Annotated in this window: 24 protein-coding genes; 12 read left to right on the top strand and 12 right to left on the bottom strand. The window is 56.6% G+C overall.

Translation table 11 applies throughout. The annotated features are described in order from the left end of the window. Window positions 1-113 precede the first annotated feature (113 nt). Both oxlT and AKL25_RS11160 read right to left on the bottom strand, forming a co-directional pair. A complete protein-coding gene (gene oxlT, locus AKL25_RS11170) occupies window positions 114-1,388 on the bottom strand; it encodes an oxalate/formate MFS antiporter (protein ID WP_050477737.1) in 1,275 nt (424 codons plus the stop codon). A gap of 270 nt (window positions 1,389-1,658) precedes the next feature. Continuing rightward, window positions 1,659-2,429: a GntR family transcriptional regulator gene (locus tag AKL25_RS11160; protein WP_050477735.1), complete on the bottom strand. Its 771-nt coding sequence runs from the start codon at window positions 2,427-2,429 to the stop codon at window positions 1,659-1,661. A gap of 200 nt (window positions 2,430-2,629) precedes the next feature. On the opposite strand from AKL25_RS11160, the gene AKL25_RS11155 reads away from it, so the two are divergent. The 3 genes from AKL25_RS11155 (at window position 2,630) to AKL25_RS11145 (ending at window position 4,613) form a co-directional block, all read left to right on the top strand. Continuing rightward, complete coding sequence (locus tag AKL25_RS11155; protein ID WP_050477734.1) at window positions 2,630-3,250, top strand: LysE/ArgO family amino acid transporter; 621 nt, start codon at window positions 2,630-2,632, stop codon at window positions 3,248-3,250. Window positions 3,251-3,373: 123 nt separating this feature from the next. Continuing rightward, window positions 3,374-4,069 (top strand): hypothetical protein, encoded by a 696-nt coding sequence (locus tag AKL25_RS11150; protein ID WP_050477733.1) that lies wholly within the window; start codon window positions 3,374-3,376, stop codon window positions 4,067-4,069. 88 nt (window positions 4,070-4,157) lie between these two features. Beyond that, window positions 4,158-4,613: a GNAT family N-acetyltransferase gene (locus AKL25_RS11145; protein WP_050477732.1), complete on the top strand. Its 456-nt coding sequence runs from the start codon at window positions 4,158-4,160 to the stop codon at window positions 4,611-4,613. 25 nt (window positions 4,614-4,638) lie between these two features. Here the strand turns inward: AKL25_RS11145 and msrB are convergent, their stop codons facing one another. Both msrB and AKL25_RS11130 read right to left on the bottom strand, forming a co-directional pair. Next, window positions 4,639-5,247, bottom strand: coding sequence for a peptide-methionine (R)-S-oxide reductase MsrB (gene msrB / locus AKL25_RS11140; protein ID WP_420840711.1), 609 nt, complete (start codon window positions 5,245-5,247; stop codon window positions 4,639-4,641). A gap of 508 nt (window positions 5,248-5,755) precedes the next feature. Next, window positions 5,756-7,882: a TonB-dependent siderophore receptor gene (locus AKL25_RS11130; protein WP_050477730.1), complete on the bottom strand. Its 2,127-nt coding sequence runs from the start codon at window positions 7,880-7,882 to the stop codon at window positions 5,756-5,758. 274 nt (window positions 7,883-8,156) lie between these two features. Here AKL25_RS11130 and AKL25_RS11125 point away from each other — a divergent pair, with 274 nt between their 5' ends. Next, complete coding sequence (locus AKL25_RS11125; RefSeq protein ID WP_050477729.1) at window positions 8,157-8,639, top strand: GNAT family N-acetyltransferase; 483 nt, start codon at window positions 8,157-8,159, stop codon at window positions 8,637-8,639. Between the two features lie 37 nt (window positions 8,640-8,676). On the opposite strand, the gene AKL25_RS11120 is transcribed toward AKL25_RS11125, so the two are convergent. Both AKL25_RS11120 and AKL25_RS11115 read right to left on the bottom strand, forming a co-directional pair. After that, window positions 8,677-8,976: a hypothetical protein gene (locus AKL25_RS11120; RefSeq protein ID WP_050477728.1), complete on the bottom strand. Its 300-nt coding sequence runs from the start codon at window positions 8,974-8,976 to the stop codon at window positions 8,677-8,679. A 388-nt stretch (window positions 8,977-9,364) separates the two neighbouring features. Next, a complete protein-coding gene (locus tag AKL25_RS11115) occupies window positions 9,365-10,924 on the bottom strand; it encodes a HAMP domain-containing methyl-accepting chemotaxis protein (RefSeq protein WP_240475711.1) in 1,560 nt (519 codons plus the stop codon). Here AKL25_RS11115 and AKL25_RS24430 point away from each other — a divergent pair. Beyond that, the gene (locus AKL25_RS24430) at window positions 10,923-11,174 is read left to right on the top strand and encodes a hypothetical protein (RefSeq protein WP_167541872.1); all 252 of its coding nucleotides are present in this window, start codon (window positions 10,923-10,925) and stop codon (window positions 11,172-11,174) included. The two genes, AKL25_RS11115 and AKL25_RS24430, sit on opposite strands and share 2 nt — an antisense overlap. Here AKL25_RS24430 and AKL25_RS11110 read toward each other — a convergent pair. The 3 genes from AKL25_RS11110 to leuC all read right to left on the bottom strand — a co-directional run bounded on the left by AKL25_RS11110 (window position 11,167) and on the right by leuC (window position 14,697). Then, complete coding sequence (locus tag AKL25_RS11110; RefSeq protein WP_050477726.1) at window positions 11,167-12,501, bottom strand: 2-hydroxycarboxylate transporter family protein; 1,335 nt, start codon at window positions 12,499-12,501, stop codon at window positions 11,167-11,169. The two genes, AKL25_RS24430 and AKL25_RS11110, sit on opposite strands and share 8 nt — an antisense overlap. A gap of 71 nt (window positions 12,502-12,572) precedes the next feature. Continuing rightward, on the bottom strand, window positions 12,573-13,280 hold the full coding sequence (gene leuD / locus AKL25_RS11105) for a 3-isopropylmalate dehydratase small subunit (RefSeq protein WP_050477802.1): 708 nt from the start codon (window positions 13,278-13,280) through the stop codon (window positions 12,573-12,575). 1 nt (window position 13,281) lies between these two features. After that, complete coding sequence (gene leuC / locus AKL25_RS11100) at window positions 13,282-14,697, bottom strand: 3-isopropylmalate dehydratase large subunit (RefSeq protein ID WP_050477725.1); 1,416 nt, start codon at window positions 14,695-14,697, stop codon at window positions 13,282-13,284. 143 nt (window positions 14,698-14,840) lie between these two features. On the opposite strand from leuC, the gene AKL25_RS11095 reads away from it, so the two are divergent. Then, entirely contained in the window at window positions 14,841-15,755 is a 915-nt protein-coding gene (locus tag AKL25_RS11095) for a LysR substrate-binding domain-containing protein (protein ID WP_050477724.1), read from the top strand. 69 nt (window positions 15,756-15,824) lie between these two features. On the opposite strand, the gene AKL25_RS11090 is transcribed toward AKL25_RS11095, so the two are convergent. Continuing rightward, window positions 15,825-16,382, bottom strand: a complete 558-nt coding sequence (locus AKL25_RS11090) for a hypothetical protein (protein WP_157050590.1) — start codon at window positions 16,380-16,382, stop codon at window positions 15,825-15,827. Between the two features lie 80 nt (window positions 16,383-16,462). After that, window positions 16,463-16,651, bottom strand: a complete 189-nt coding sequence (locus tag AKL25_RS11085) for a hypothetical protein (protein WP_050477722.1) — start codon at window positions 16,649-16,651, stop codon at window positions 16,463-16,465. Between the two features lie 526 nt (window positions 16,652-17,177). On the opposite strand from AKL25_RS11085, the gene AKL25_RS24185 reads away from it, so the two are divergent. The 4 genes from AKL25_RS24185 to AKL25_RS24180 all read left to right on the top strand — a co-directional run bounded on the left by AKL25_RS24185 (window position 17,178) and on the right by AKL25_RS24180 (window position 19,921). Then, the gene (locus AKL25_RS24185) at window positions 17,178-17,567 is read left to right on the top strand and encodes a hypothetical protein (RefSeq protein WP_157050588.1); all 390 of its coding nucleotides are present in this window, start codon (window positions 17,178-17,180) and stop codon (window positions 17,565-17,567) included. 251 nt (window positions 17,568-17,818) lie between these two features. Beyond that, window positions 17,819-18,289 (top strand): DUF4844 domain-containing protein, encoded by a 471-nt coding sequence (locus tag AKL25_RS11080; RefSeq protein WP_050477721.1) that lies wholly within the window; start codon window positions 17,819-17,821, stop codon window positions 18,287-18,289. A gap of 514 nt (window positions 18,290-18,803) precedes the next feature. Beyond that, entirely contained in the window at window positions 18,804-19,289 is a 486-nt protein-coding gene (locus tag AKL25_RS11075; RefSeq protein ID WP_050477720.1) for a hypothetical protein, read from the top strand. A 281-nt stretch (window positions 19,290-19,570) separates the two neighbouring features. Then, entirely contained in the window at window positions 19,571-19,921 is a 351-nt protein-coding gene (locus tag AKL25_RS24180) for a hypothetical protein (protein ID WP_157050586.1), read from the top strand. A gap of 224 nt (window positions 19,922-20,145) precedes the next feature. Here AKL25_RS24180 and AKL25_RS11070 read toward each other — a convergent pair whose 3' ends face one another. Then, entirely contained in the window at window positions 20,146-20,490 is a 345-nt protein-coding gene (locus AKL25_RS11070) for a hypothetical protein (RefSeq protein ID WP_050477719.1), read from the bottom strand. A gap of 262 nt (window positions 20,491-20,752) precedes the next feature. Here AKL25_RS11070 and AKL25_RS23715 point away from each other — a divergent pair, with 262 nt between their 5' ends. Then, entirely contained in the window at window positions 20,753-21,310 is a 558-nt protein-coding gene (locus AKL25_RS23715; protein ID WP_083444652.1) for a hypothetical protein, read from the top strand. Window positions 21,311-21,481: 171 nt separating this feature from the next. Continuing rightward, complete coding sequence (locus AKL25_RS11065; protein ID WP_050477718.1) at window positions 21,482-21,718, top strand: hypothetical protein; 237 nt, start codon at window positions 21,482-21,484, stop codon at window positions 21,716-21,718. The last annotated feature ends 669 nt before the right edge of the window (window positions 21,719-22,387 follow it).

The raw sequence follows: 22,387 nt of genomic DNA, 5'->3' as shown, positions 1-22,387 counted from the left end.
AATAACATGGCTAATGATTATGGGGGAGGAGCGCTGGATTCATGGCTCATTCAGCATTCGAATGAGCCATGTTTGTATTACCAGTCAAAAGTACTAAATCTTGAGGGAAATTTCTATTTGACCATTCCCGCCAAATATCTCTTCCTCCAAGGCTTCAACACCAACAACGCTAACACCGCAGCCAGAATATCCAGCGTAATCGCCGTCCCAAACACCGGATGCCAGCTGCCGGTTTTCTCGTGCATCAGCGCCGCCAGCGGTCCACCGAGAATCGATCCTATCCCTTGCGAGATATACAGCCAGCCGTAGTTGGCTGTCGCATTGCGCGTGCCGAAGGTGTCGGTCAGCGTGGATGGGAACAATGAGAAGATCTCGCCCCAGCCGAAGAACACTACGCCCGACAACAGCACGAACAGCACCGCGTTTTCACGCGTCATGAGCCACAGCGCCATGGCGATGCCTTCGAGGGCGAAGGCGAAGAACATGGTGTTTTCGCGGCCGAAGTGATCCGATACCCAGCCGAAGAAAGGGCGCGTCAAACCATTGGTCAGGCGGTCGATGGTCAGCGCCAGCGGCAGGGCGGCGAGGCCGAACACCATGACGTTGGCGACGCCGAAGTCGCGGGCGAAGCTGGCCATTTGCGAGGTCACCATCAGGCCCGAGGTGGACATCATGGTCATCATGCAGAACATCAGCCAGAACAGCGGCGTGCGCAGCATCTGGCGCGGCGTCAGGTCGTTGCCGGTGGATTGCGCGACGCGCGTTGCCGGCAGCGCTGTCATCGGATCCGGCGAGCGCAGCGCCTGCGAGGCGACCACGCCGATCACGGCGAAGATCAGGCCGAATTGCCACAGCGTGCTTTCCAGTCCCTGGCCGGCGAGCGCGGAGGAGATCGGGAAGGTGGTCAGGATCGCGCCCATGCCGTAACCGGCGGCGACCATGCCGACCGCAAAGCCGCGGCGATCAGGAAACCAGCGCACCATCTGGCCGACCACGCCGACATACACGATGCCGGTGCCGAGTCCGCCGACCAGGCCGTAGCTCAGGTACAGCATGCCGATGCTGGAAGCTTGCGACGCCAGCACCCAGCTCAGGCCCGACATGACGGTGCCGATGGAAATCAGGCGGCGCGCGCCGAAGCGTTCGATCAATCCGCCCTGGAACGGCGAGAAGAAGGTCTGCAGCACGATCAGCATGGAGAAGGTGATCTGCAGCTCGGACAGCGGCACGCCGAGTTTGGCCGAGAGTGGTTTGGTGAACAGCGTCCACACGTATTGCGGGCTGGAGATCGCCATCATGCAGATCAGGCTGATCAGCAGCTGGAACCAGCGATTCTGGAGCAGGCCCTGCGCGCTGGCAGGGGCGGATGTTTCGGTCAGAGTGGTCATGCGTTTTCTCCTGAAGGAAGAGGAATGGAGCGCGTTGCCGGTGGGTTGTTAATTTATGTATGCATAAATTCGGGATGGAGGAATGCAGGATTCGTGCCATTGAGTGGGCCACTAAGCGCGCATCGGGCATGCATTGCGCGAGCGCGAGGGAGGAGCGTCACGCTCGCCCGTTAAAACGTGCAGGGACAGAAGAGAAACGGCAGAGGATCGGGAGGAAACGCAGACTGGGCGCGGTTGTCAGCGCCCGGTAAGCTGCACTAAATGCGTGCTTCAGCCGAAGCGTTTGCGCCGTGCGGGTGCCGGCGAGGGGTGCTGGGCCATCTCGGTGCGGACGTGTTCCAGCCGGTCGATGGTGATCTGTTCGACCACGGCGTGGCTGTCCTTGATGTGGCGTTCGACCAGTGCGCTCGCCTGCGCAGCGTCGCCGGCAGCGATGGCGTCGAGGATGGCGACGTGTTCGTTGTAGGTGTCGGCGATGCAGTCGCCGTAGGCAAAGTCCAGGCGTCGCATGATGCGGATGTGTTCGGTGACTTGCCGGTAGACGGCGTCGGTCTCGGCGTTGCCGGCGGCGGCCACCAGCGACAGATGGAATTGCTCGTCCAGCGCGGCGACGGCGAGTCCGTCTTTGGCGCGCTTTCTGGCCGTCACGCGCCAGATGGCGCCGGCTTCGGCCAGCAGCGTTTCGCGGGCGGATGCCGGTCTGCCCGGATCGCACAGGCGGCGCACTGCGTGCAGCTCGATCATTTCGCGCAGGTCGTAGAGGGCGGCGAAACGCGAGAAGTCGATCGGCACCACTTCCCAGCCGTTGCGGAAATAGCCGCGCACCAGGCCTTCGCTTTGCAGCCGCATCAGCGCTTCACGCACCGGCGTGCGCGAGACTTGCAGCCGCTCGGCGACGTCGTTCTCGGCAAAGCGGTCGCCGGGCAGCAGGCGGAAGGCGAAGATGTCGTCGCGCAGTTTTTCGTAGACGGTTTCGGCCAGCCGCAATGCAGGGCGGGGTGCGGCGTCGTCAGCGGGTGGTGCCAATGGTTTCGTTGTCATGCGATGGCGGCGACGCGGCCGGGTGCAGAGTTCGATTACCGGCAATGGTAGCGCATGGCCCCGGGATCTGCTGCACATATTCGGCTTTGATCGTGCGCGCACCTCCATGCCGGAGATCGTGCAGAGGATTGTGCCGACGCTTGTGCCGATGAGTGCGATCCGGTGTAAGGTAGCGGGTTTTCGCAGCCGCCATTTCCTACATGATCGACGCATTCAAAGCCTCCACCGCCGGATTCAGCCTCAGCCTTTCGCTCATCCTCGCCATCGGTTCACAGAATGCCTTCGTACTGCGCCAGGGACTGCGGCGCGAGCACGTGTTCCTGATCTGCCTGACTTGTTTTCTCTCCGATACGCTGCTGATCCTCGCCGGCATTGCGGGCTTTGACGTCGTCATTGCCAGGCTGCCGTGGCTGGAGCAAGCCATGCGCTACATCGGCGCGGCCTTCTTGTTCGCCTATGGCGCCAGAAGCCTGTGGTCGGCGTTGCGCTCTTCGGCGGCCCTGGCTGCGGCGGATGCCGCCCCGCAGCCGCTGAAGAAAACCTTGCTGATCTGTCTGGCGCTGACCTGGCTCAACCCTCACGTCTATCTCGACACGGTATTCCTGATCGGCTCGATCTCCACGCAATACGACGGGCAGAAGATAGCGTTTGCGCTTGGCGCCGCCGCCAGTTCGCTGCTGTTTTTCTTTGCGCTGGGTTACGGCGCGCGGCTGCTGCAACCCTTGTTTGCGCGGCCGGCGGCATGGCGTATTCTGGATGGCCTGATCGCCGCCATCATGTGGAGTATTGCGTATTCGCTGGTGCGCAACCTTGGAGTGTGATCTTGCGGGAATTGACAAAAAGATAATGTGAGGACGCATTGACCTGAAATAACCCTGCTTCATTTGATTTTGAATTTCAGGCAGTACTCATAGAATATTCGGGATAAACACAAGGAGAGCAACATGCTGAAGGTCGCCAACGGAACAACGACGCTCGACTTCCAGGCTTTGACGCCTGTGAACACCGTCGCGGGTACGCCATTTCGTGAAGTCCTCGCCGGCGCGAAAACCGCCACGGCTGCCAATGCGGTGGATGTTTCCGCGCTATCCTCGCAGGCTGCCGCTGTCGCTGCGCTGAACACCGCCTTGTCGCAAGCCGGCATCTCCGTCCCGCCGGCTCTTCGCATCACGTCGGGCCCCAACGGCCTTGAACTCAGCGGCGACAAGCGCAACGACAAATTCCAGGCGATGCTGCAAGCCAATCCGGCGCTGCAGAACCAGCTGTCAGGAATGATTTCCCAGGCCGACATGAGCCGCAAGGCGGCGCTCAACGCCGTCGCCAACGACTTCGCCGGCAAGAACCCCGGCGCCAGCGCGACCGCCTTCCTCGAAGGCTTCATGGACAACGAGAAGAACGATACCTACAGCATCAGCTTCAACGGCGCCAACGCCTCCGTCGACGAGATGGGCAAGAACGGCTGGGAGCCGGTCAAGGACAAGGCCGATTTCACCCAGGATTTGCTGGCGGCCTACACCGGCTATCTGCTGACGCACGAAGCCACGGTTGAAAAGAACAAGGACGACAAAGAATCGGACGCCGATCTGGACTTCCGCGCCAAGCTCGCCAAGGCTGCGCAGGACAGCGCCGGCGCGGTCTGAAGCGTTCGTCAAATCATCGCATCCGTTCACCGGTTTATCCGTTTGCCGGGCGGGTGCGACGAATCCTGGATGATGACGGAAGTGCAAGATGCAGATACGGCCTTCAGGCATTGACGATGTCGAGCTCATTTGCCGCCACCGCGAAGCCATGTTTCGCGAGGCGGGGCGCGACGACAAGACGCTGGCGGAGATGACGCGTGCCTTTCGCGCATGGCTGGCGCCGCGCCTGCTGGACGGCAGCTACTACGGTTTCTTTGCCGTCGAACACGATCAGGTGGTGGCCGGCATCGGCTTGATGTCCATCGAATGGCCGCCGCATCCTTCCCATCCGCAACAAGACAAGCGCGGCTACGTCCTCAACGTCTACGTCGAACCGTCGCACCGCAAAATGGGACTCGCCAAAATGCTGCTGCGCCTGGCCGAAGAAGTATTCGCCGCGCGCGGCCTGCAATTCGCCATCCTGCATTCGACGCCGATGGGGCGCGAACTTTATGCCGGCATGGGCTGGGCGCCGACGTCGGAGATGGCGAAGGTGTTGAAGTAACCCCGGATGCCGGAGAGGCGTGGCGTCATGCGCGGGCGGCAAAGCGCATCGCCGCGGCGTTCATGCAATAACGCAGACCGGTCGGCTTGGGACCGTCGTCAAACACGTGGCCCAGATGCGCATCGCACAAGCGGCACGAGATCGCGGTGCGTTGAACGCCAAAACTGCGGTCGGTTTCTCCCACCACGTTGCTTGCGGAAATCGGTTGCCAGAAACTCGGCCAGCCGGTGCCCGACTCGAACTTGGTTTTGGAATCGAACAGCGCCGTATCGCAGCAGATGCAGCGATACAAACCGTCGTTGTGGTTATCCCAGCCCTTGCCGGTGAAGGGCCGCTCCGTCCCCGCCTTGCGGGTCACCAGATAAGAAGTTTCCGACAGCTGCTTGCGCCAGTCGGCATCCGCTTTGACGACCTTGGGCAGGCGCACGGTCTTGTCCAATTTGCCTGCGGCGGAGAACAGGTCGATGGCGACTTCATTACTGGACATGACGGCAGCGACAGGTGCGGCCAGGGCGCGTCCCGGCAGGCTGCCGAGCGCGAGTATGCCCAGGCCCAGTTGCATCAGCATGCGGCGTTGTGCATGCGGCGTGCACGAATCGGATTTTGTATCGTGGGCGTTGCGAGGGATTTTCATGTCGTCTCCTATCCGAAAGTGAATGTGAACACCTGAGTTTCTCCGTCATCGACACCGGCAGCATGGCGGCTGCAGTTATCTGACTTTATTGAGGATCACTGCGGGTTAGTCGTCGGTTTCGCCAGGGCATTACAAAAATAGTTGCCGCTTGCTGTTTTCATTGCGAATGGCATGCGGGCATCCGACTTGCCCGATGCAGCGATGACATTGAGGGATGCTGGAAACGAGCGTATGTCGGAAGGCGGCACGCAGGCATTACAAGTGGATGACAAATTTGTCATGTGTGCGGGAGCAGTCGCCGGGCAGGAGACGCCGACTGGATGCCGGAAACGGTCGGCGAAGAGATGGCTTCCGCGAGATGAGGCGGACGCTTAAGGGCGGCAGTTTGGTTTCGTGAATTCCGGTTGCGAGCGGCAATCCCGACGCCAAAATGCAAAACGCCCGATGGCTTGCATCGGGCGTTTGTACTTGTCGACTCGGGACGTGAAGGACGATGAAAGCAGGGCGCTCAGTAGCGGTAACCCAAGGTCAGCATGATCGTACGGTCGTCTCCCAGCGCCACGGCACGCGCCAGGCCGCCGGCGTAGTACTCGGTATTGAAGACGTTCTTCACGTTCAATGCGGCGCGCCATTTGGCGGCGTTGTAGGCGATACCGGCATCGGCCAGTACATAACCAGGCAGCGTATAGCCATTAGTGCGTTGCATGCTCTGTCCGCGGACGCCGCCGTTCAGCTCCCAGCCGTTCAGTTCGCCGCTGAAGCGATAGCGTGCGCTGGTATTGAAGGTGTGGCGCGGCACGTTGTCCAGCCATTGGCCGACAGTGGTGAGCTTTTGTCCGCCGTCGTCGGTGATCGTCGCGGCAGTGTAGGCATAGCCGGCGAGGATGCTCAGGCCGTTTTTGAAGTCCGAGGTCAGCCCGATTTCAAGGCCGCGCGAACGCTGCTCGCCGACAGCGATCTTGAAGGTGGTATTGAGCGGGTCGGTGCTGAGCACATTGCGGCGATACAGGTCGAATACGGCGACGTTCAGGTTGGTGCGGCCTTCGTCCATTTCCACTTTGACGCCGGCTTCCACTTGCTTGCCGGTTTCCGGTTTGAACGTGTTGCCGCTGACGTCGGTGCCGCTGTTCGGATAATACGAGGTCGCATAGCTGACGTACGGGCGTACGCCGCGCAGCACTTCGTACATCAGCGCCGCCGAACCGGTAGTGGCGGTCGAAGGATTGTCGGTATGCGTCTTGGTAAGGATATTGTCCGAATAAGTCGATGCATTGTCGCGGCGCAGGCCCGCCACCAGTTGCCAGCGATCGCCGAATTGGATCTGATCGCGCAGATAGATGCCGAGGTCGCGCACGGTCGTGGAGGTATTGGTGCCGGGCGTCGCCGGGCAGGTGAAGCGACCGGAGTAGACCGGGTTATAGACGTTCAGCGCGGGCAAGGTGCAGGTGTAGGAGACTGTATCTTCGCGCGTGTTGAGGTAGTCGGCGCCGAACGTGATTTCATGCTTGCCTAGCGCCGTATTGAAACTGCGCTGCAGGTTGGTGTCCATCGTGAAGGTCTGACCGTTGTAAGTCTGGTCCGTGCCGGTGCGGGTCAGGCTCTGGCTGGTGGCGGTGAGCACATTGTTGGCGACCAGTTGGCCGCTCATGGTGAACTGCTGGTAGCGCAGGTTGTTATGCAGCGTCCAGCCGTCGTCGAAGCGATGCGTCAGCGAATAGCCCAGGCGCGTTTCGGTAGCGTTGTACGGACGTATCGAAGGCTCGCCGATGAATCTGCTGCGCGGAATGCTGCCGTTGATATTGCCGGTAATGGAGCCCGACAGCGGCAGGCCTTGCTGGCGGATGTAGCCGCGTTCCTGGAAGCTGGTCAGGATGGTGAAGTCGGTGCGCGCGCCGAGGTCCAGCGAGAGCGAAGGCGCGATATAGCGGTTCTTGAACCAGACGTAGTCGGTGGCGTCGTTGGCGTTGGAAATAAGGCCGTTGATGCGGAAAGCCTGCTTGCCGTTGTCCGAGAGCGACTTGTTGAGGTCGACGGTCGTTTCGTAGAAATCGTGACTGCCCACGGTGACGTCGACATTGGCGAAGTCGTCAGCTTGCGGGCGCTTGCTCACCATGTTGACCAGGCCGCCCGGCAGCACCAGGCCGTACAGCAGGGAGGCCGGACCCTTCAGCACTTCCACCTGTTCCAGCCCGAACAACTGTTCTGCCACGCGATTGGAAGCCGCAGTGCGCAAGCCGTCCAAGTAGAGCGAATCAGACGCGACCTGGCCGCGGATGATCAGGTCGTCCCAACCGCGCCGGCCGTATTGATTGGAAACCACGCCCGGCACATTCTTCAGCGCGTCGGACAGCGTCACAGCCTGCTGGCTGTCGAGCACGGAGCGCGGCACCACCGAGATGGACTGCGGCGTTTGCGAAAGCGGAATGGAGGATTTGTTGACCAGCGGTTTGGCGGCATTGAAGTTGGCGCCGGTGTCGCTGTCGGAAACGACATTTACCGTGGGCAACTGGCCCGCTTCCGGGTTGGATGCTGCAGGAGCCGCCGCAGCAGCAGCAGGGGTGCTTTGGGCGAACAGGAGCGACGGCGTGAGAGCTGTCAAGCCGACAAGAACGGCGCGGGTACGGAGAGATGGCATAGTGGGGCTTGCAGAGGCAGAAAGTTTATTTTTGGTAATGAGAATTGTTTTTATTAATGATATCCGCTGATGTGGCGTTGCAGCAAACTAATTTGCACTTTTTCTGCTCCACGGAGGTAAAAATCTCCAGGGAAGGGTGGTCAATCGAGAACCTTTGTTGCATTCTCAGGGACGCGGTTTGCGCAGCCGCAGCCGGGTCCAATTGCCCGGACGCCTGCCGACTCGCCTGAAAAGACAGTCAAAAACACAATCCATCAGGAAATCAAAAAACGAGATGACCGACACGACACTCTCCGCAAACAGCGAAGTCCGGATACGCACGGCAAGGAAAGAAGACTTCACCGAATGGCAAAGCCTGTGGCAGGGCTATAACGCCTTCTACGGACGCCATGGCGAAACGTCCTTGGCCGATGAGATCACCGCCATGACATGGTCGCGATTTTTTGACGCCTATGAACCGGTGCATGCGCTGGTTGCCGAATGCGACGGCCGGCTGATCGGGCTGGCGCATTTCCTGTTTCATCGCAGCACCACGCAGATTGCGCCCAACTGCTATATGCAGGATCTCTTTACCGCGGAGTCATGCCGAGGGCGGGGCGTGGCGCGCAAGCTGATTGAAGAGGTCTATGCCCGGGCTAGGGCGGCAGGAGGCGGCAGGGTCTACTGGCAAACGCATGAGACCAATGCCACGGCGATGAAGCTGTACGACAAGGTCGCCGAGAAGTCGGGCTTCGTCGTTTATCGGAAACTGCTCTGAAGCCTGGCCTCAGCGCAAGGCCGTGTGGCGCCGCTGATCACTCGCCGCGAATGTAGTGATCGCACATTTCGATCAAGCCGGACAGGCTGGCCGCATCTTCCCGCGCCAGCAGGATCAGCCGGGCTTCCGCGATCTGTGAGCGGCTGGGAATGATCTCCGTCACGCTGTCGCACATCCAGGCCACCATCAGTTTCCTGATTTCCTGCGGGCCCAGTGTGGCGACCTCCTTGCGGCTCGGCACGTCGACGTTGAAGTTGTGTTTCTTTTGCTTTTTCTTGAAGTGGCGTGCAGCTTGCAGATTGGTTTCGGGAATACCAAAGTACTCATAATTTTCCATAACAACTCTCTCTGATGATCTTGCCGTTCCGCGCGCAGGGGCGAGATCGGCAAGGCAAGGCGTAATCATGAAGTCACAACAACCGGGCGCAGTGCGGTGGTCTCCTCCAGGTCTGTCGAAGACATGGATTCAGCCCGCAGCCTTCCGGTCAGCGGGCTTTTTTTGCGTTGTTCGGGAGCGTGGCCACTGGCGCCGGGAATAAAGACAGGCAGAGTTTCATTGCATGCATGTCTACAGGATAACGCCAAGCGACAGGGCCGGTCATGATTTTTCTCTATTGCAATACTGGCTGATGGTTATGGATATGGTTGTTGTCGAAGCGGCAATGCCGGTGATCAACTGATCGCCGACGTCAATGCCGACGGCAGAAATACGCTTGTCGTCGTGCTCATCCGCGTCCTGAAACAGGAGCCAGGCTTGTAACGGCCCTCTTGATGAACGCGAGCCGGCCGGATGCGGCGGGGCGGTTTTCTTCGTCCTGTCCGGCAACGGCGCGATTCGTCTTGAAAAACGCCATCCCCTTGGCCAGCTTTTCCGCCTGAAAGCTCAACTCTTCGGCTGTCGCGGCGAGCTGTTCCGAGTTTGCCGCATTGTGCTGCGTGGCTTCGCTCAATTGGCCGATGACGGCGTTGATTTGTCCGACGCCGGACGATTGCTCTTCCGAAGAGCTGGATATTTGTTGCACCAGTACTGCCGTACGCTGGATGTCCGGAACTGCCTGCTCGATCAGCTGGCTGGCGTCTTCGGCCAGGGTGACGCTGTTGCCGACCAGTTCGGTGACTTCATGCGCGGCGACCTGGCTATGCTCGGCAAGCTTGCGGATTTCCGAGGCCACGACAGAGAATCCTCTGCCATGCTCGCCGGCGCGGGCGGCTTCGATGGCGGCGTTCAGCGCCAGCAAATTGGTTTGATAGGCGATGTCGTCGATGATGGCGATACGCTTGGCGATCGAGTGCATTGCGGTCAGTGTCGAACACACCTTGCGATTGCCTTCGGCTGCGCTTTCGGCGGCAGCCAGCGCGACGGTGTCGGTCGCCTTTGCATTTTTTGCATTAGAGGCGATGGCGGCGCTGATCTGATCGAGAGAGGAACTGGTTTCTTCGATGCCGACCGCTTGTTCGCTGGCGGCCTGGGAGAGCGACTGAGCGGCAGCGCTGACCTGGCCGGAGGCGCTGGCCAGGCTCTCTGCGTGGGAGATGATCTCGTTGATCACGTGCGACAGTTTTTCCGTCATCTTTTTCACGTCGGCCAGCAGGCTGATTTCACCGGCTTTTCTCTCCGGGATGTCGACCGCCAGATTGCCGTCTGCCACCTGGCGCACTATCTCTGCCGCGTATGCCGGCTCTCCGCCCAGCTGCGACACCAGCCCGCGGACGATCAGGGCGGAACACAGCAGGCCGGACAGCACGCTTGCCACGATGGAAATCAGATTGGTGTCCATGACGCGCGCGCTTGTCGCGATGGCCTTTTCGTATTCTTCCCCGGCGATCTTGGCCTGGATGCTGTGCAGCTGGGTGAGCACGTCGTGGGGCTGTCTCAGTTGTTCGTCGGCGATGACCATCGCTTTGCCGGCATCCCACAGATTGCCTGCCTTGACCAGGTCGGCAATGCGGGACCGGCTCTCGGAATAGCTCTGCCACAGTTTTGCAAAGCGGTCACCCAGGCGGCGTTCGTCGTCGGTCAGATTGGTCAGGCGATAGGCCCGCCATTGCTCTTCAAATTTCTTGTCGAAGTCCGCCATGTCCTTGAGATGCTTCGCTGCCTCGACGGGACCGTTGGCGTTCAGGGCGTCGTTCAGGCTATTGCGGATGCGATAGCTGAGATCCATGACGGTAGATAATTGCACCAGGCAAATCGTCCGGTCTTCATACACCGATTTGAGCCGTTCGTTGCTGTAGTGCATTCCAAACATGCCCTGGGCCCCGACGAATACGAGTGCCGCAGACATGAGCGCGATCAGAATACTCAGACGCACGCCTACCGTCATTTTGCGAAGCATTTTTTCTCTCATCGTTAAAGATGCGGATATCTTTAGCGGCAGTTATCGGCGTCGTTTCGCCAATGACTGCGGCCTGATGAGCAAATGTTACGCCGCGACTGTGACCGGCGTATTAAAGACCGGGGAACACGAAATCCGGGAACATGCGGCCATGTTCCCGGAGATTGCACGGGCCGATAATCGATCTGAACCTAGTTGAAGAATTTCAGCAGGAGCGTGGCGCATACGATCATGACGGCGCCGCCGATGCGGGTGGAAATCTGCGCGAAGGGCATCAGGCCCATCCGGTTGGAGGCGGACAGGATCGCGACGTCGCCGGTTCCGCCCAGGCCGCTGTGGCATGCGGTGACGATGCCGGACTCCACCGGATACATGTTGAGCCATTTGCCGGCGAAGAAGCCGGACGCCACCAGCGAGACGACGGTGGCGGCGCAGACCGCGAAGTAACCCGGCGTGAAGGCGTGCACCAGATCCTTCCACGATACGAACAGCGCACCCAGGCCGACCAGGATGGCAAACGTCAGGTTACCGGAAACGAACTTGTACATCTGGTAGGCGCCCAGTTCGATTTTTGGGGGGATCAGCTTGAACACCTTCAGCAAGGCCGTGCTGATGATCATCAGGATAGGGCCGGGAATGCCGGTGTATTCCGCCAGCACCGCGCCGAGGATGAAGAAGGCGCAGCTGACCAGCAGGCCGGCGCCCATCAGGCCCAGGTCGATGGGCACGTTGGTGTGGTCGGTCCTGAGCAGTTCGGCATCTTCACCTGACTTGACGAGAAAGCCGTTGCCGTTCAGATGCGGTTTCTTGTCGCCGATCCAGCGCAACACGCCGCTCGACAGGATCGCAACCACATTGCCCAGCAATGCGGCCGGGACCAGCATGGCGATCAGCTCGGCCTGCGGCTTGCCGAGGATTTCCGAATAGCCGATGGAGAGCGGCAGAATCCCTTCGCCGATACCGCCGCCGAAGATCGGAATGATGATGAAGAAGAAGGTATGTTTCGGCGTGTAGCCAAACAGGCAGCCGACGGAAATCCCCACCGCGATGGCGACGATCGAGCCGATCAGCAGCGGCGGGAACATGCGCATGAAGCCCTGCACCAGCACCTTGTGGCTCATGCCCAGGATGCTGCCTGCCACCAGGCAGGCGATGTACAGATACTGCAGGTTCGCCGTCTTCATGGTGGTGGTGATGGCCTTGAGCATTTCCGGATCCATCAGCTTGAAGCCGATCAGCGCCGAGGGGGCGAACAGGCACAGAATCGCCGCACCGCCGATGTGCTTGAAGACCGGCAGCCGGTTGCCGATTTCGCCGAGCAGGAACCCGGCAAGCATGAGCACGGCAAAGCCGCCGATCATGTCGTTGGGCAGTTTCTTGTTAAGCGCGGCAATGACGGTGATCGCCGCAATCGCGACATAGACCGGTAGCGGCAGCGGTCCGATCTTATAGTTGTTGACGGACTGCCATGCGGATTGCCATATGCTTTGCCGGGTGTCCGGCGAGTCGATTGAAGTTGCTTCCATGTTTGTCTCCCATGTGGAACGGCGGCCTCTTTTTTTATATGGTCGGCTGCCGCTTGATTCAAGAAATGCTGCTAGCTGTTACCCAAGGGTTTGGCGGGCGAAGTTGCGTTGATCGCTGTGTTCATCGCTGCGTTGACCGTTGCATTGATGCGCGTCCTGGTGACGTGCGCGATGTCGTGCAGCCAGGGACGTCGTTGCCAGTGCTGTTGCTGGAATGTGCTGATCTCGTCTTGCAGCGACAGAGTCGCACCGATGATGTCGAGGCCTTCCAGGAACATGCGGTGATGCCGGGCCGACAGGGTGAACGAGGCTTCCACGCTGCGGCTCCTGACCGTCATGCTGTCGACGTCGATCAGCACCTTGCTGGTCAGCGGATCGGAAACGTCTTCCATGATGCGCTGCACGTCGGCTTCCGGCAGCATCACCAGCAGCAGGCGGTTGTTCATGGCATTGCTGTAGAAGATCTCGCCGAAGCTGGGCGCGATGACGGCGCGGATGCCGAATTGCAGCAATCCCCATACCGCGTGTTCGCGGCTGGAGCCGCAGCCGAAATTGCTGCCGGCGACGATGATCGAGGCGCCCTGGTATGCCGGCTGGTTGAGAACGAAGCCGGGGCGCAATTGATGCTCGGCGTCATAGCGCAGGTCATACAGCAAGCCTTTGTCCAGGCCCTTTTTATCGATGCCGCGCAAGAACTGCTTGGGCATGATCTGGTCGGTATCCAGATTCGGCGTGGGCAGGGAGGCGGCGATGCCCGCAATGCGTGCGGTGTCGGACAGATCAGACATGGACTTCTCCTAATTTTCGAACGTCGGTGATGCAGCCGGTAATTGCTGCCGCGGCAGCCATCGCCGGGCTCATCAGATGCGTGATGCCGCCGCGTCCTTGGCGTCCTTCGAAGTTTCGATTGGTGGTGGAAGCGCAGCGCTCGCCGGGCAGCAGGAAGTCGTCATTCATGGCCAGGCACATGGAGCAGCCCGGTTGCCGCCATTCAAAGCCGCTGTCGATCAGGATCTGGGCGATGCCTTCGCGCTCGGCCTGTCTGCGTACCGCGCCGGAGCCCGGCACCACCATGGCGCGCACCGACGGCGCCACTTTGCGTCCTTTGACGATGCCGGCCACGATGCGCAGGTCTTCGATACGGGCATTGGTGCATGAGCCGATGAACACGCGTTGCACGGCAATGCCTTCCATCGCCGTGCCGCTTTGCAGGCCGGTGTAGCGCAGCGCCTGTTCCGACGCGGCGCGCACCGTGGGGTCTTGCGCGGATGCCGGCGAGGGGATTTTTCCGGTCACCGGCACGGCCTGGTCGGGACTGGTGCCCCAGGTGACGTAGGGCGCGACTTCGCCGGCATCGAATATGTGTTCGGCGTCGAACGCGGCGTCGCCGTCGCTATGCAGCGTCGCCCAGTCTGCCAGCGCGGCTTCCTTGTACTGCGCGGCGATCTCCGGTGCGCGTTCCAGGACATATTGCGTGGCGGCGTCATCGGGGGCGATCAAGGCGCCGCGCGCGCCGGCTTCCACGGCCATGTTGCACAGGGTCATGCGCGCTTCCATCGACAACGCTGCGATGGCGCTGCCCTGAAACTCCACCACATAGCCGCGCGCGCCTTGCGCGCCGATGCAGCTGATGACGTACATGATCAGGTCCTTGGCGCTGGAGCCCAAGGGCAGCACGCCATCCACGCGGATGCGCATGTCCTTGGCCAGCCGGTACACCAGCGTCTGGGTCGCCAGCACGTGCTCGACTTCCGAGGTGCCGATGCCAAAACCGAGCGCGCCGAACGCGCCGTAGGTCGTGGTGTGGCTGTCGCCGCACAGCACCACCATGCCGGGGCGGATCATGCCCAGTTCCGGCGCGATGACGTGTTCGATGCCCTGCAAGGCATCGTTGGTGTCGAACAGCACGATGCCGTGCTCGCTGCAGTTTTTGGCGAGATTGCTGGCTTGCAGCGCGGAGGAGGGATCCTGAATGATGCGGAAGCTCACCGGATGCGTCGGAATGATATGGTCCACCACCGACAAATGCTGGCCGGGCACCGCCACCTTGCGTCCGGCCTCATGCAGCCCCGCGAATGCCTGCGGGCTGGTGTATTCGTTCATGATGTGCAGGTCTGCATAGAGCAGCACGTTCTGCTCGTCGAGCCGCGCCACCGTGTGCGACTCCACCAGTTTTTGATACAGCGTCCTGCCCATGTTTCCTCCTCCTTGTGCGGTCGTGCGCTTGCGGGATTGAAGCTGCGCAAAACTTTTGCGCACTTCATGAGGAGGAAGTGTAATAATTCTTTGGCTATTTATAATTCATATTCACTATATCTATTGTTTAGTTGGATTTAATAATGGACCGCATATCCGATCTGGAGTTTTTCATTCAGCTGGTGAAGCAGGGATCGCTGGCTTCGCTTGCCAGGGAGCTGGGCGTCACGCCGCCGGCGGTGACCTCGCGGCTGGCGCAGATCGAAAAGCGGCTCGGCGTCAGGCTGCTCAATCGCACCACGCGGCGCATCAGCGTCACGCATGAAGGCGAGTTGTACCTGGCCACCGGCGCCAGGCTGCTGGCGGAACTGCAGGAGCTGGAACAGACGGTGTCCAGCAGCCGCGGCGTCCCCAAGGGCGTGCTGCGGGTCAACGCCACCTTCGGCTTCGGCCGGCGGCACATCACGCCGGCGATCGCGGCATTCGTGCGGCGCTATCCGGAAGTGGAGGTGCAGCTCGAACTCACCGACCGCTCCATCAACCTGGCCGACAAGGCGTTCGACATCGGCATCTGGTTCGGCACCGTGCCGGACTCCAGAATGGTCGCCAGAAAAATCGTCTCGAACAAAAGATTGCTGTGCGCCTCGCCGGCCTACCTGAAAAGAGCCGGCACGCCGTTGGTCCCCAGGGATCTGCAAACGCATCAGTGCATCGTCTTGCGCGAAAGCGACGCCGCCTACGGCACCTGGCATCTCGCGCGCGGCAGCAAGCAGGAGACCGTCAAAGTCCGGGGCAGCCTGAGCACCAACGACGGTGAAGCCGGAGTCGTGTGGGCGCTGGAAGGCCATGGCATCCTGATGCGCTCCGAATGGGATGTCCACCCCTACGTCAAGGCAGGCAAGCTGGTGCAGGTGCTGGGCGAATGGGCGCTGCCGGGGGCGGACATCTTTGCGGTTTACCCGGAGCGCGCGCATCTTTCCGCCAAGGTCAGTGCGTTTATCGATTTCTTGACGGCGTGGTTTGCGAAGGAAGCGGCCTGGACAGGCAAGGGGCGCTAGGCGTTTTGTTTTTGTGCAGCCATCCCCGGACTATGCGAATAGCCGGAAAGTTGGTTTGCCAACATCCGTTCAGTCTCGTGCAGAACACTTTTCAGCCGGCGACAGTTCAACCGGCTGCAACCTGACGACAGCCTCTGCCGTTTCAATCTGCGCTACATCGATCTGGCAGGTGTCGTCGTCATAGTTGAACGAAACCTCATAATCTTTTCCGTTCCCGGGGATGAAAGATACCCCGATCCTGTCGCAGCTATAAGTGTGGCGGCCGGTGGTCTGCGCCATGGCCGCCGTAATCGTCAGCGGCTTGTCTGCATTGACCGAATATTCACGATAAAAAGCCTTGGATAAAACACCGTCGCGGTCTTGCAGATTGCGTACGTCGGGCGTCTCCGGTATGCCGATGGAAACATTCTTCTTGTTTCCGAAAAGACCGCCGAAGCCCGAACGCGATGTTTGCACGCCCTTGCCGCCGTAGCAGGCTTTCTCCGGATAGAAGCTTATGGAGATCGCTGCCTGTCCAAAAAAACGGACGCGTGCATGACCATCCTGCGGCACGGATTTTTCTTCCGCCTGCGCCAAATGGCCGCTGGTTGACAAGCACATCGCAATCAATAGGGAGAGCCTTTTCAAAATGAGTATTCCATCAATAGGTTTTCGGATTTATCAAACTGGGGCGCCGATAGTCCGGCGTATGCAGGCAGGCATTGCCGCTAACGTTTTGGCTGCGGACACATCGGCGCCACTTCATAGGTGCTTGCCAGTTTCCCGGTTTCCACATCGATGATTTTCATCTGACAGGTTGCGGAGGTGTACATCGGTACGAGTCCCTTGTCTTGAAATACAACGATGGCAGGATCGATGCGATAGGACTTGTTTGCTTCCGGGATAAAAGTAGCCATGCTTACGCAACTCGCATAATTCGTTCCGACACCGGAAATCACATAGGCCTGCTTGATGTAGATGCGTTGATCCGCAAGGAGGTTTGCCGGCTTGGGAACAGGTTGCGGAATTGCGCATTGCTTGACCAGCTAATTGCATTCGACTTGACCAATCGATTGCATTTAACTTGCGCAATTGGGTTGATCTTGGCCAGTCAATTGTGTTTTAACCTCACTGCGAAATAGCATTCCAATCGCGCCAATGCGTCTCAAAGTGCTGCTTGAGTTGTCACGCGAAGACTACTCGACAGCCACCTGACCGGACTTGCTCAAACTGCGGCAATACTGCGCCTCAGTGATTGGGGCAGTAAATAGCCGATTTGGCGCGACGCATCCCAGGTTAACGTCGGCGATCGGCCAGTAGCGGTCGTTAGCTCCTAGTCAAATACTAACAATATGATTTGCTACTCCATCTGATTTAGAATCAATTAGACCTGTGATCAATCAGCTTTTAATAGTCTCATGACCGTAGTGCTAAGGAATGTCGATGGAATGGAGTAGGATTTTTAATTTGCACACATGGACACCTCTTTCGGAAATTGACGGTGATGTAGAGCAGATTGCGGATGGTATCTATAGAGTTGCCACTAATACTTACGTGCAGACTCAGCCATACAATAAAAATTTTGAAGAAGACGATCCTCGTTCTCCCTTTGTTACAAAAGCTTATTGGTCATCATCTGTAGATTCCTTGAAAAGAGTGGTTTTGGGCGATCCATCGTTGGTGAGTAAACCGTTCGAAGTGAGCATCCCGGAAGAACTCAGCTTTGAAACCAAAGGCGAATATTCTGCATTGTTGAAGCCAATTCCCAAAGGCGAGGAAAAAGTGCAGAGCGGGCTATCTATTCGAACAAAGGTGAATTCCTTTTTAAGCTAATGAAGATTGGGCGCTTAAATTACTGCTTTTTAAGCAATAAACAGGTGGAAGATGAGCGAACCTTCTTAATTGAAGTGTCGTTATTAAAGTAGTGTTGTGAGGAGCGTCAACGTTAGATCATCTTCCGGCTGTGGCAGATTGTCTCATCCCGAATACACAGCGCAAAAGTCCGCAATCGGCCAGAAGCGGGCATCCCCATATACTGATTCAGCTATTATTCGGATATAACTATATCAACAGGGTGGGAATCGATGTTTCTCAAAATACTTGCCGGTATTGTCATTTTGGTCGTCGCGATTGTCGCTACGGGACTATCTGGTCTAGCCTTTTACATTTGGCCAACCAGCGTCAATGACCACAAATTGTCTTTAACGCCCGACGTCATTCAGCGTCTGCGCAGTCTGCAGTCAGAACATAAGTTTGATCCGGATGTCGCTTCGGCTTACCCCGGTGCGATGAATGAAGTCCAGAGGCTAGAAGCACAAGCGGCGGTGGATACGACCGTCCAAACGCTAATCAATGCATTGCCTGCACGACCGCAGCGTTCGACCGTCCTCAGAGTAATGAAACTTACACTCGCCAACTTTGATAGTTCGGAATCTGAAGAACGTGACCAACTTTTGGTTTATTTCGACAAAATAATGTCGATCTGTGGCGTGGAGAGTTCCGGCGAACTATTGAACATATGGCGCTACGGTTTTCCGTACGGCTGGTTCCGTTAGGAGCATGTGCTTCCTTGGATGAGAGGATGTGAAAATGGGTAGTTATGTAGGCTCACCAAGGACAGCAACCGGCCAATAACGGACTAACAACAAACAAAAAGAAGGGGTTTCTGAAGATGGAACATTTTGCTTATTCTTTATGGCGAATTGCGGGTTGGATTATTCCAGTGTTGTGGCTAGGAGCAGCTTGGCTGTCGTGGTCAAATAGTTTGAAGAGTGTTGCTGTTCTGTTTTTCTGCGCGTTCCTTTTTTCAACAATTTGGAATTTTCTATTCCTCCCAAATGGCGCATTGCCCGGCCAACCGTTAACTATCAATCCAGTTACCGTTTTTTATGACGATGCACCATTAGGATTTCTTCTCTCTTGCTACTTACCTGTGCTCGCGAATGTATCCCTTGTTAGTGCGATTGCTCTACTCATAATTCGCAAATCTAACTGACGTCCGCAACCGGCCAGAAGTGGACATCCAATATGCGGAGATAATCGGCAACATACGAGCAACGGGGACAATTTATGACAACTTATAGCTATCAAGTCTTTGCGGACTATTTTCAGGTTGTTGTGATGGATGAAGTATCTGAAGAAGATTTTGCTTCACTCTGGACAGGGGAAAACTCGGAAGAATGGATGATCGCTATCGGAAACTCAACCTTAGGCCTAGGTACCTTGCGCAATGCGGATGTGTTGCTCAATGTTCATGTTGAGCCACACGAGCCTGCATATTCAATTGATGAATTTGATCACGTGATAGAGGCAAGTATTCATCTACCCTCCGGCGATTTGGCAATTATGGGCGGCTCCGAATCGCTATCGGTGGCGCGACGCATCAAAGTTCCGCCTGGTTCCTACCGTTTGTTATATGCCGTAAGTGGTATTGAGACCATCCAATCGGAATATGAACCAGCGGAGGACGTATATTCACTCTTCATCTGGCCTGCCAAGCAAAAAAAGACAACGTTAGTCAAGCATTGGAAGGCATCTCGAATTCAGAAAAGCTGACGGCTGCTCTCGGCCAAAAACGGACAACATCGGGTAGACATCTCTGATCGTACGACGATGTTAATTTGCGGTGAGATTTAACCGCGGGCGCCATTTCCCATCCCTTCCTAGTCATGGGAAGTCCTAAGTGACGACGGATCAGATGAACTTGAAGATCAACAATCCGTGGATTTAGTAAGTCTTATCACTTGAGTCATGCAATGGTCATGCACATGAATCTATTCCAAGCTATTCTGAATTGCCGTTAATTGACGGCTTTCATAATTGAGAAAGGAATGACCATGTCTAGAGTTAAGGCAGGAAAGAATTATTTCCCAAGCATAGCCGTTAATACTGTTGTACAGGTAGTTGCACCAGCAGACAATAAACAGGGGGTGATCCTTAGAACAATCTCTTTAAGTAGTGGAGGTGCGGGAGGTACCGCTCAAATCTCTGTTTTCGCCGATCTTACTGCGCCCCCAACTCCTAGTGACACCACTCACAAGAGAGTTGCGGTCTATAGTGCGCCTATGGGCACGTTCATCTCTATGACTATCCCTTATGAAATTGAAGTGCCTGCTGGCTTGGGCATCTGGGTAGGCTTTAATGGTAGCGGCCAAGCGTATATTACATACGACTTCATCAACGTCTAAATTCAAATAGAAAAAATCGACATGCGGCTCTCGGGAAGATGACGAACCGCTTTTCTATGTCGACCGCAGCTCGGATGATCTATGATTTTTTCATGACGTTCGTACCTTTAAACGTACCCAAACCAATGCGGCAATCTTTCAGATGCGATCGGGTGCGCCTGCGAAAAAGACGTCCGTGTATTGCGGGCGTCTTTTCGTCCAGATGTCCTGATTACAAGCCAGAATTACTCGTCGATGAAGTCGTAGGTGAGCTGAGCTTGTGCGGAACCTGTAAATCCGAGCCAAATTCCGAGGCCTGCAGGTACTTGGATTTCGTAGGGGACTATCAAAGAAGTGAAGTTCGCCGAGTTATATACGGCAATCTGCCTGGTATTCCCATCTCCAGGTGATGCGGGGGCATGGGTATCGGCGTAAATAGCGACTTGGGCCTGACCAAGTCCACCATTGCCCAAGCTAATTGTCCTGAGAATAACGCCCTGTTTATTATCTGCCGGTGCAACAAGTTGCGCCACGGAATTCTGCCCGCCGCCCGCTGGGAACCAATGTTTGCCAATTGTAACCGTGCTCATGACAATCCTTTCTAGATTGATGGAACCGTGCTTATGCACGGGCAACAAATTTAACCCAAAGTGATGTCACAATGATGAATTGTGCGTAACAAAAATTTGGGGATAGAGAATTAATTGCTGGGCGCAGGAGCCAATTTTAAAATCGCGAAACAGCAGTTTTTACTGCTGAACGCAAACGCCAGTCTCATCCTAATATTGTCCTGAGATGTCCGCAATTGGCCAGAAGCGGACTCTCACATAACGAACAACGTATCAGTACATCATGAACGAATACGAAAAAAATAATCGTGCAAGACTCATTCAGCTGTTATCGAAGATTCCATCTCAACCTTGTCCGCCTGGCTGGAAAAAGACCGGAACTTTCGCTGTCGGAGGTTTAACCGAAGTTGGCTTCTCGCAACGATCCGAATTGCTTTTAGTTGTATCCAGCGCCGGCAGAGGAGTGATCGATTGCACTCAAGGGGAAAAAGTCGCGCGCGACGACGAGGTCGATGGCGATTGGTATTCTGCATCGTCCTTGATTTGTGAAGGTATCGGCCCCTTAAAAGACGAACAAATAAAACTAGCCGGCATAGTCGGTGGTGGTTTGCCTCGCTCCAATAAAAGTGGGGAGTCGCTAGAAAGCGCCGCTCCCAACTGGCCTAAGTTTGATCTGTTCTTCTGCAGCCCTTATAAGTCACCTTTTATTGAAGGTCATCAAACAGGCTGTCTACATATCGTGTCTGATTACTTCCGCACATTTGGATTTTCGTTTAGCGGAAACTCATTTATCTTTGCGACGAGTAGCGATGTCACAGTTTTTAGTAAGCTGCGGGAATGACCGCTTCCGGCCAGAAGCAGCCATCCACGAAAAAGCAAAAAGTCCGCATTTGCGGTTTTTTTTGATACAGTTCGCGATGTCCGCAAGTGGCTAAGAGTGTAAAGCCATGACGAACATAAGCCCCCGTCTCTCAATTCATAATGTTTATAACTAATCAGAAAAGGAAATATTATGGGCTCGACACTCATCAGTTTCTTACCAATGTTTATCATGCAGTTGATTTATGCAGTCTTTGTTGCGCAAATAGCGGCACGAACAAATAAGAACGTCCCTGTTTATGTCGTAGTCACTTTGATTCCCTTTGTTGGTATGTTCTTCTTGATTTATGTACTCTGGTCGACCATCTTGTCACTCCTTGACTCGGTAAATCAGTTAAAGCAGTCACTGATCGGCAAGATTGAAACATGAACGAAACGGACATCCGAAGAAGCGCAAAGCCCGCAAGATGCGGGCTTTTTGCTGTTTCGAGAAAATGGACGAATACACTTCGATAGCAAAGTCAGCAATCGGCTAGAAGCTGGCAATCTCTATAACTTACAAAAAATTGGGAAACCTATGAGCTGGCTATTCGCAGACCCACCTAATATGGCCGTGATCTCGCATCGACGAATCGTTGAAGGAGCAAGTCCAATCTCATTTGTTTCACATGATGAAGATGATGGCGGTTGGCAGTTTCTTCCAAATTCTGATGGAGCATTAGACGCCTCCGAAGCGGTGGTCGCTAGCTTCAAAAGCATCGTTGATATTGACTCTTCAATCGTTGAGCTTGCTGACCTTCCATTGGGATGGTGCGCTCGGCGCACGTCACCGACGGGGCAATGGACTCGAGAGAAAATATAGGGATACTACGGCTGCAATCGGCAAGTAACGCCCATTTGAAAACAACAAAAAAGCTCCTTGCGGGCTTTCTTTTTGAGCATTCGATATTCAGTCAGCGAACAATCTCAAACAGGATGACGGCGGCCACGTTCAGTATGAAGCGGAGCATCTGTTGCCCGGGGAATGCATGGGAACAGAGCGTTAATGTCGTGAAGCTGCAACGCATACTGATGAGACTTTACCGCCTGTCTCACTTTT

Origin of the sequence: Herbaspirillum rhizosphaerae (genome assembly GCF_001189965.1) — a bacterium.
Taxonomy (GTDB): domain Bacteria; phylum Pseudomonadota; class Gammaproteobacteria; order Burkholderiales; family Burkholderiaceae_D; genus Herbaspirillum; species Herbaspirillum rhizosphaerae.
The sequence above is the reverse complement of the archived record's forward strand: the minus strand, read 5'-3'. Positions and strand labels throughout refer to the sequence as shown.

What these genes read in the sequence shown, in the direction of transcription:
- AKL25_RS11125 (WP_050477729.1), top strand. Translation starts at nt 8,157, where the DNA reads ATGACCGACACGACACTCTCCGCAAACAGCGAAGTCCGGATACGCACG.
- AKL25_RS24180 (WP_157050586.1), top strand. Translation starts at nt 19,571, where the DNA reads ATGTCTAGAGTTAAGGCAGGAAAGAATTATTTCCCAAGCATAGCCGTT.
- leuC (WP_050477725.1), bottom strand. Translation starts at nt 14,697, where the DNA reads ATGGGCAGGACGCTGTATCAAAAACTGGTGGAGTCGCACACGGTGGCG.
- AKL25_RS11155 (WP_050477734.1), top strand. Translation starts at nt 2,630, where the DNA reads ATGATCGACGCATTCAAAGCCTCCACCGCCGGATTCAGCCTCAGCCTT.
- AKL25_RS11110 (WP_050477726.1), bottom strand. Translation starts at nt 12,501, where the DNA reads ATGGAAGCAACTTCAATCGACTCGCCGGACACCCGGCAAAGCATATGG.
- AKL25_RS11145 (WP_050477732.1), top strand. Translation starts at nt 4,158, where the DNA reads ATGCAGATACGGCCTTCAGGCATTGACGATGTCGAGCTCATTTGCCGC.
- AKL25_RS11095 (WP_050477724.1), top strand. Translation starts at nt 14,841, where the DNA reads ATGGACCGCATATCCGATCTGGAGTTTTTCATTCAGCTGGTGAAGCAG.
- AKL25_RS11115 (WP_240475711.1), bottom strand. Translation starts at nt 10,924, where the DNA reads ATGTCTGCGGCACTCGTATTCGTCGGGGCCCAGGGCATGTTTGGAATG.
- AKL25_RS11120 (WP_050477728.1), bottom strand. Translation starts at nt 8,976, where the DNA reads ATGGAAAATTATGAGTACTTTGGTATTCCCGAAACCAATCTGCAAGCT.
- AKL25_RS11075 (WP_050477720.1), top strand. Translation starts at nt 18,804, where the DNA reads ATGACAACTTATAGCTATCAAGTCTTTGCGGACTATTTTCAGGTTGTT.
- oxlT (WP_050477737.1), bottom strand. Translation starts at nt 1,388, where the DNA reads ATGACCACTCTGACCGAAACATCCGCCCCTGCCAGCGCGCAGGGCCTG.
- AKL25_RS24185 (WP_157050588.1), top strand. Translation starts at nt 17,178, where the DNA reads ATGGAATGGAGTAGGATTTTTAATTTGCACACATGGACACCTCTTTCG.
- AKL25_RS11065 (WP_050477718.1), top strand. Translation starts at nt 21,482, where the DNA reads ATGGGCTCGACACTCATCAGTTTCTTACCAATGTTTATCATGCAGTTG.
- AKL25_RS23715 (WP_083444652.1), top strand. Translation starts at nt 20,753, where the DNA reads ATGAACGAATACGAAAAAAATAATCGTGCAAGACTCATTCAGCTGTTA.
- AKL25_RS11080 (WP_050477721.1), top strand. Translation starts at nt 17,819, where the DNA reads ATGTTTCTCAAAATACTTGCCGGTATTGTCATTTTGGTCGTCGCGATT.
- AKL25_RS11150 (WP_050477733.1), top strand. Translation starts at nt 3,374, where the DNA reads ATGCTGAAGGTCGCCAACGGAACAACGACGCTCGACTTCCAGGCTTTG.
- AKL25_RS24430 (WP_167541872.1), top strand. Translation starts at nt 10,923, where the DNA reads ATGAGCGCGATCAGAATACTCAGACGCACGCCTACCGTCATTTTGCGA.
- AKL25_RS11085 (WP_050477722.1), bottom strand. Translation starts at nt 16,651, where the DNA reads ATGGCTACTTTTATCCCGGAAGCAAACAAGTCCTATCGCATCGATCCT.
- msrB (WP_420840711.1), bottom strand. Translation starts at nt 5,247, where the DNA reads ATGAAAATCCCTCGCAACGCCCACGATACAAAATCCGATTCGTGCACG.
- AKL25_RS11160 (WP_050477735.1), bottom strand. Translation starts at nt 2,429, where the DNA reads ATGACAACGAAACCATTGGCACCACCCGCTGACGACGCCGCACCCCGC.
- AKL25_RS11130 (WP_050477730.1), bottom strand. Translation starts at nt 7,882, where the DNA reads ATGCCATCTCTCCGTACCCGCGCCGTTCTTGTCGGCTTGACAGCTCTC.
- AKL25_RS11070 (WP_050477719.1), bottom strand. Translation starts at nt 20,490, where the DNA reads ATGAGCACGGTTACAATTGGCAAACATTGGTTCCCAGCGGGCGGCGGG.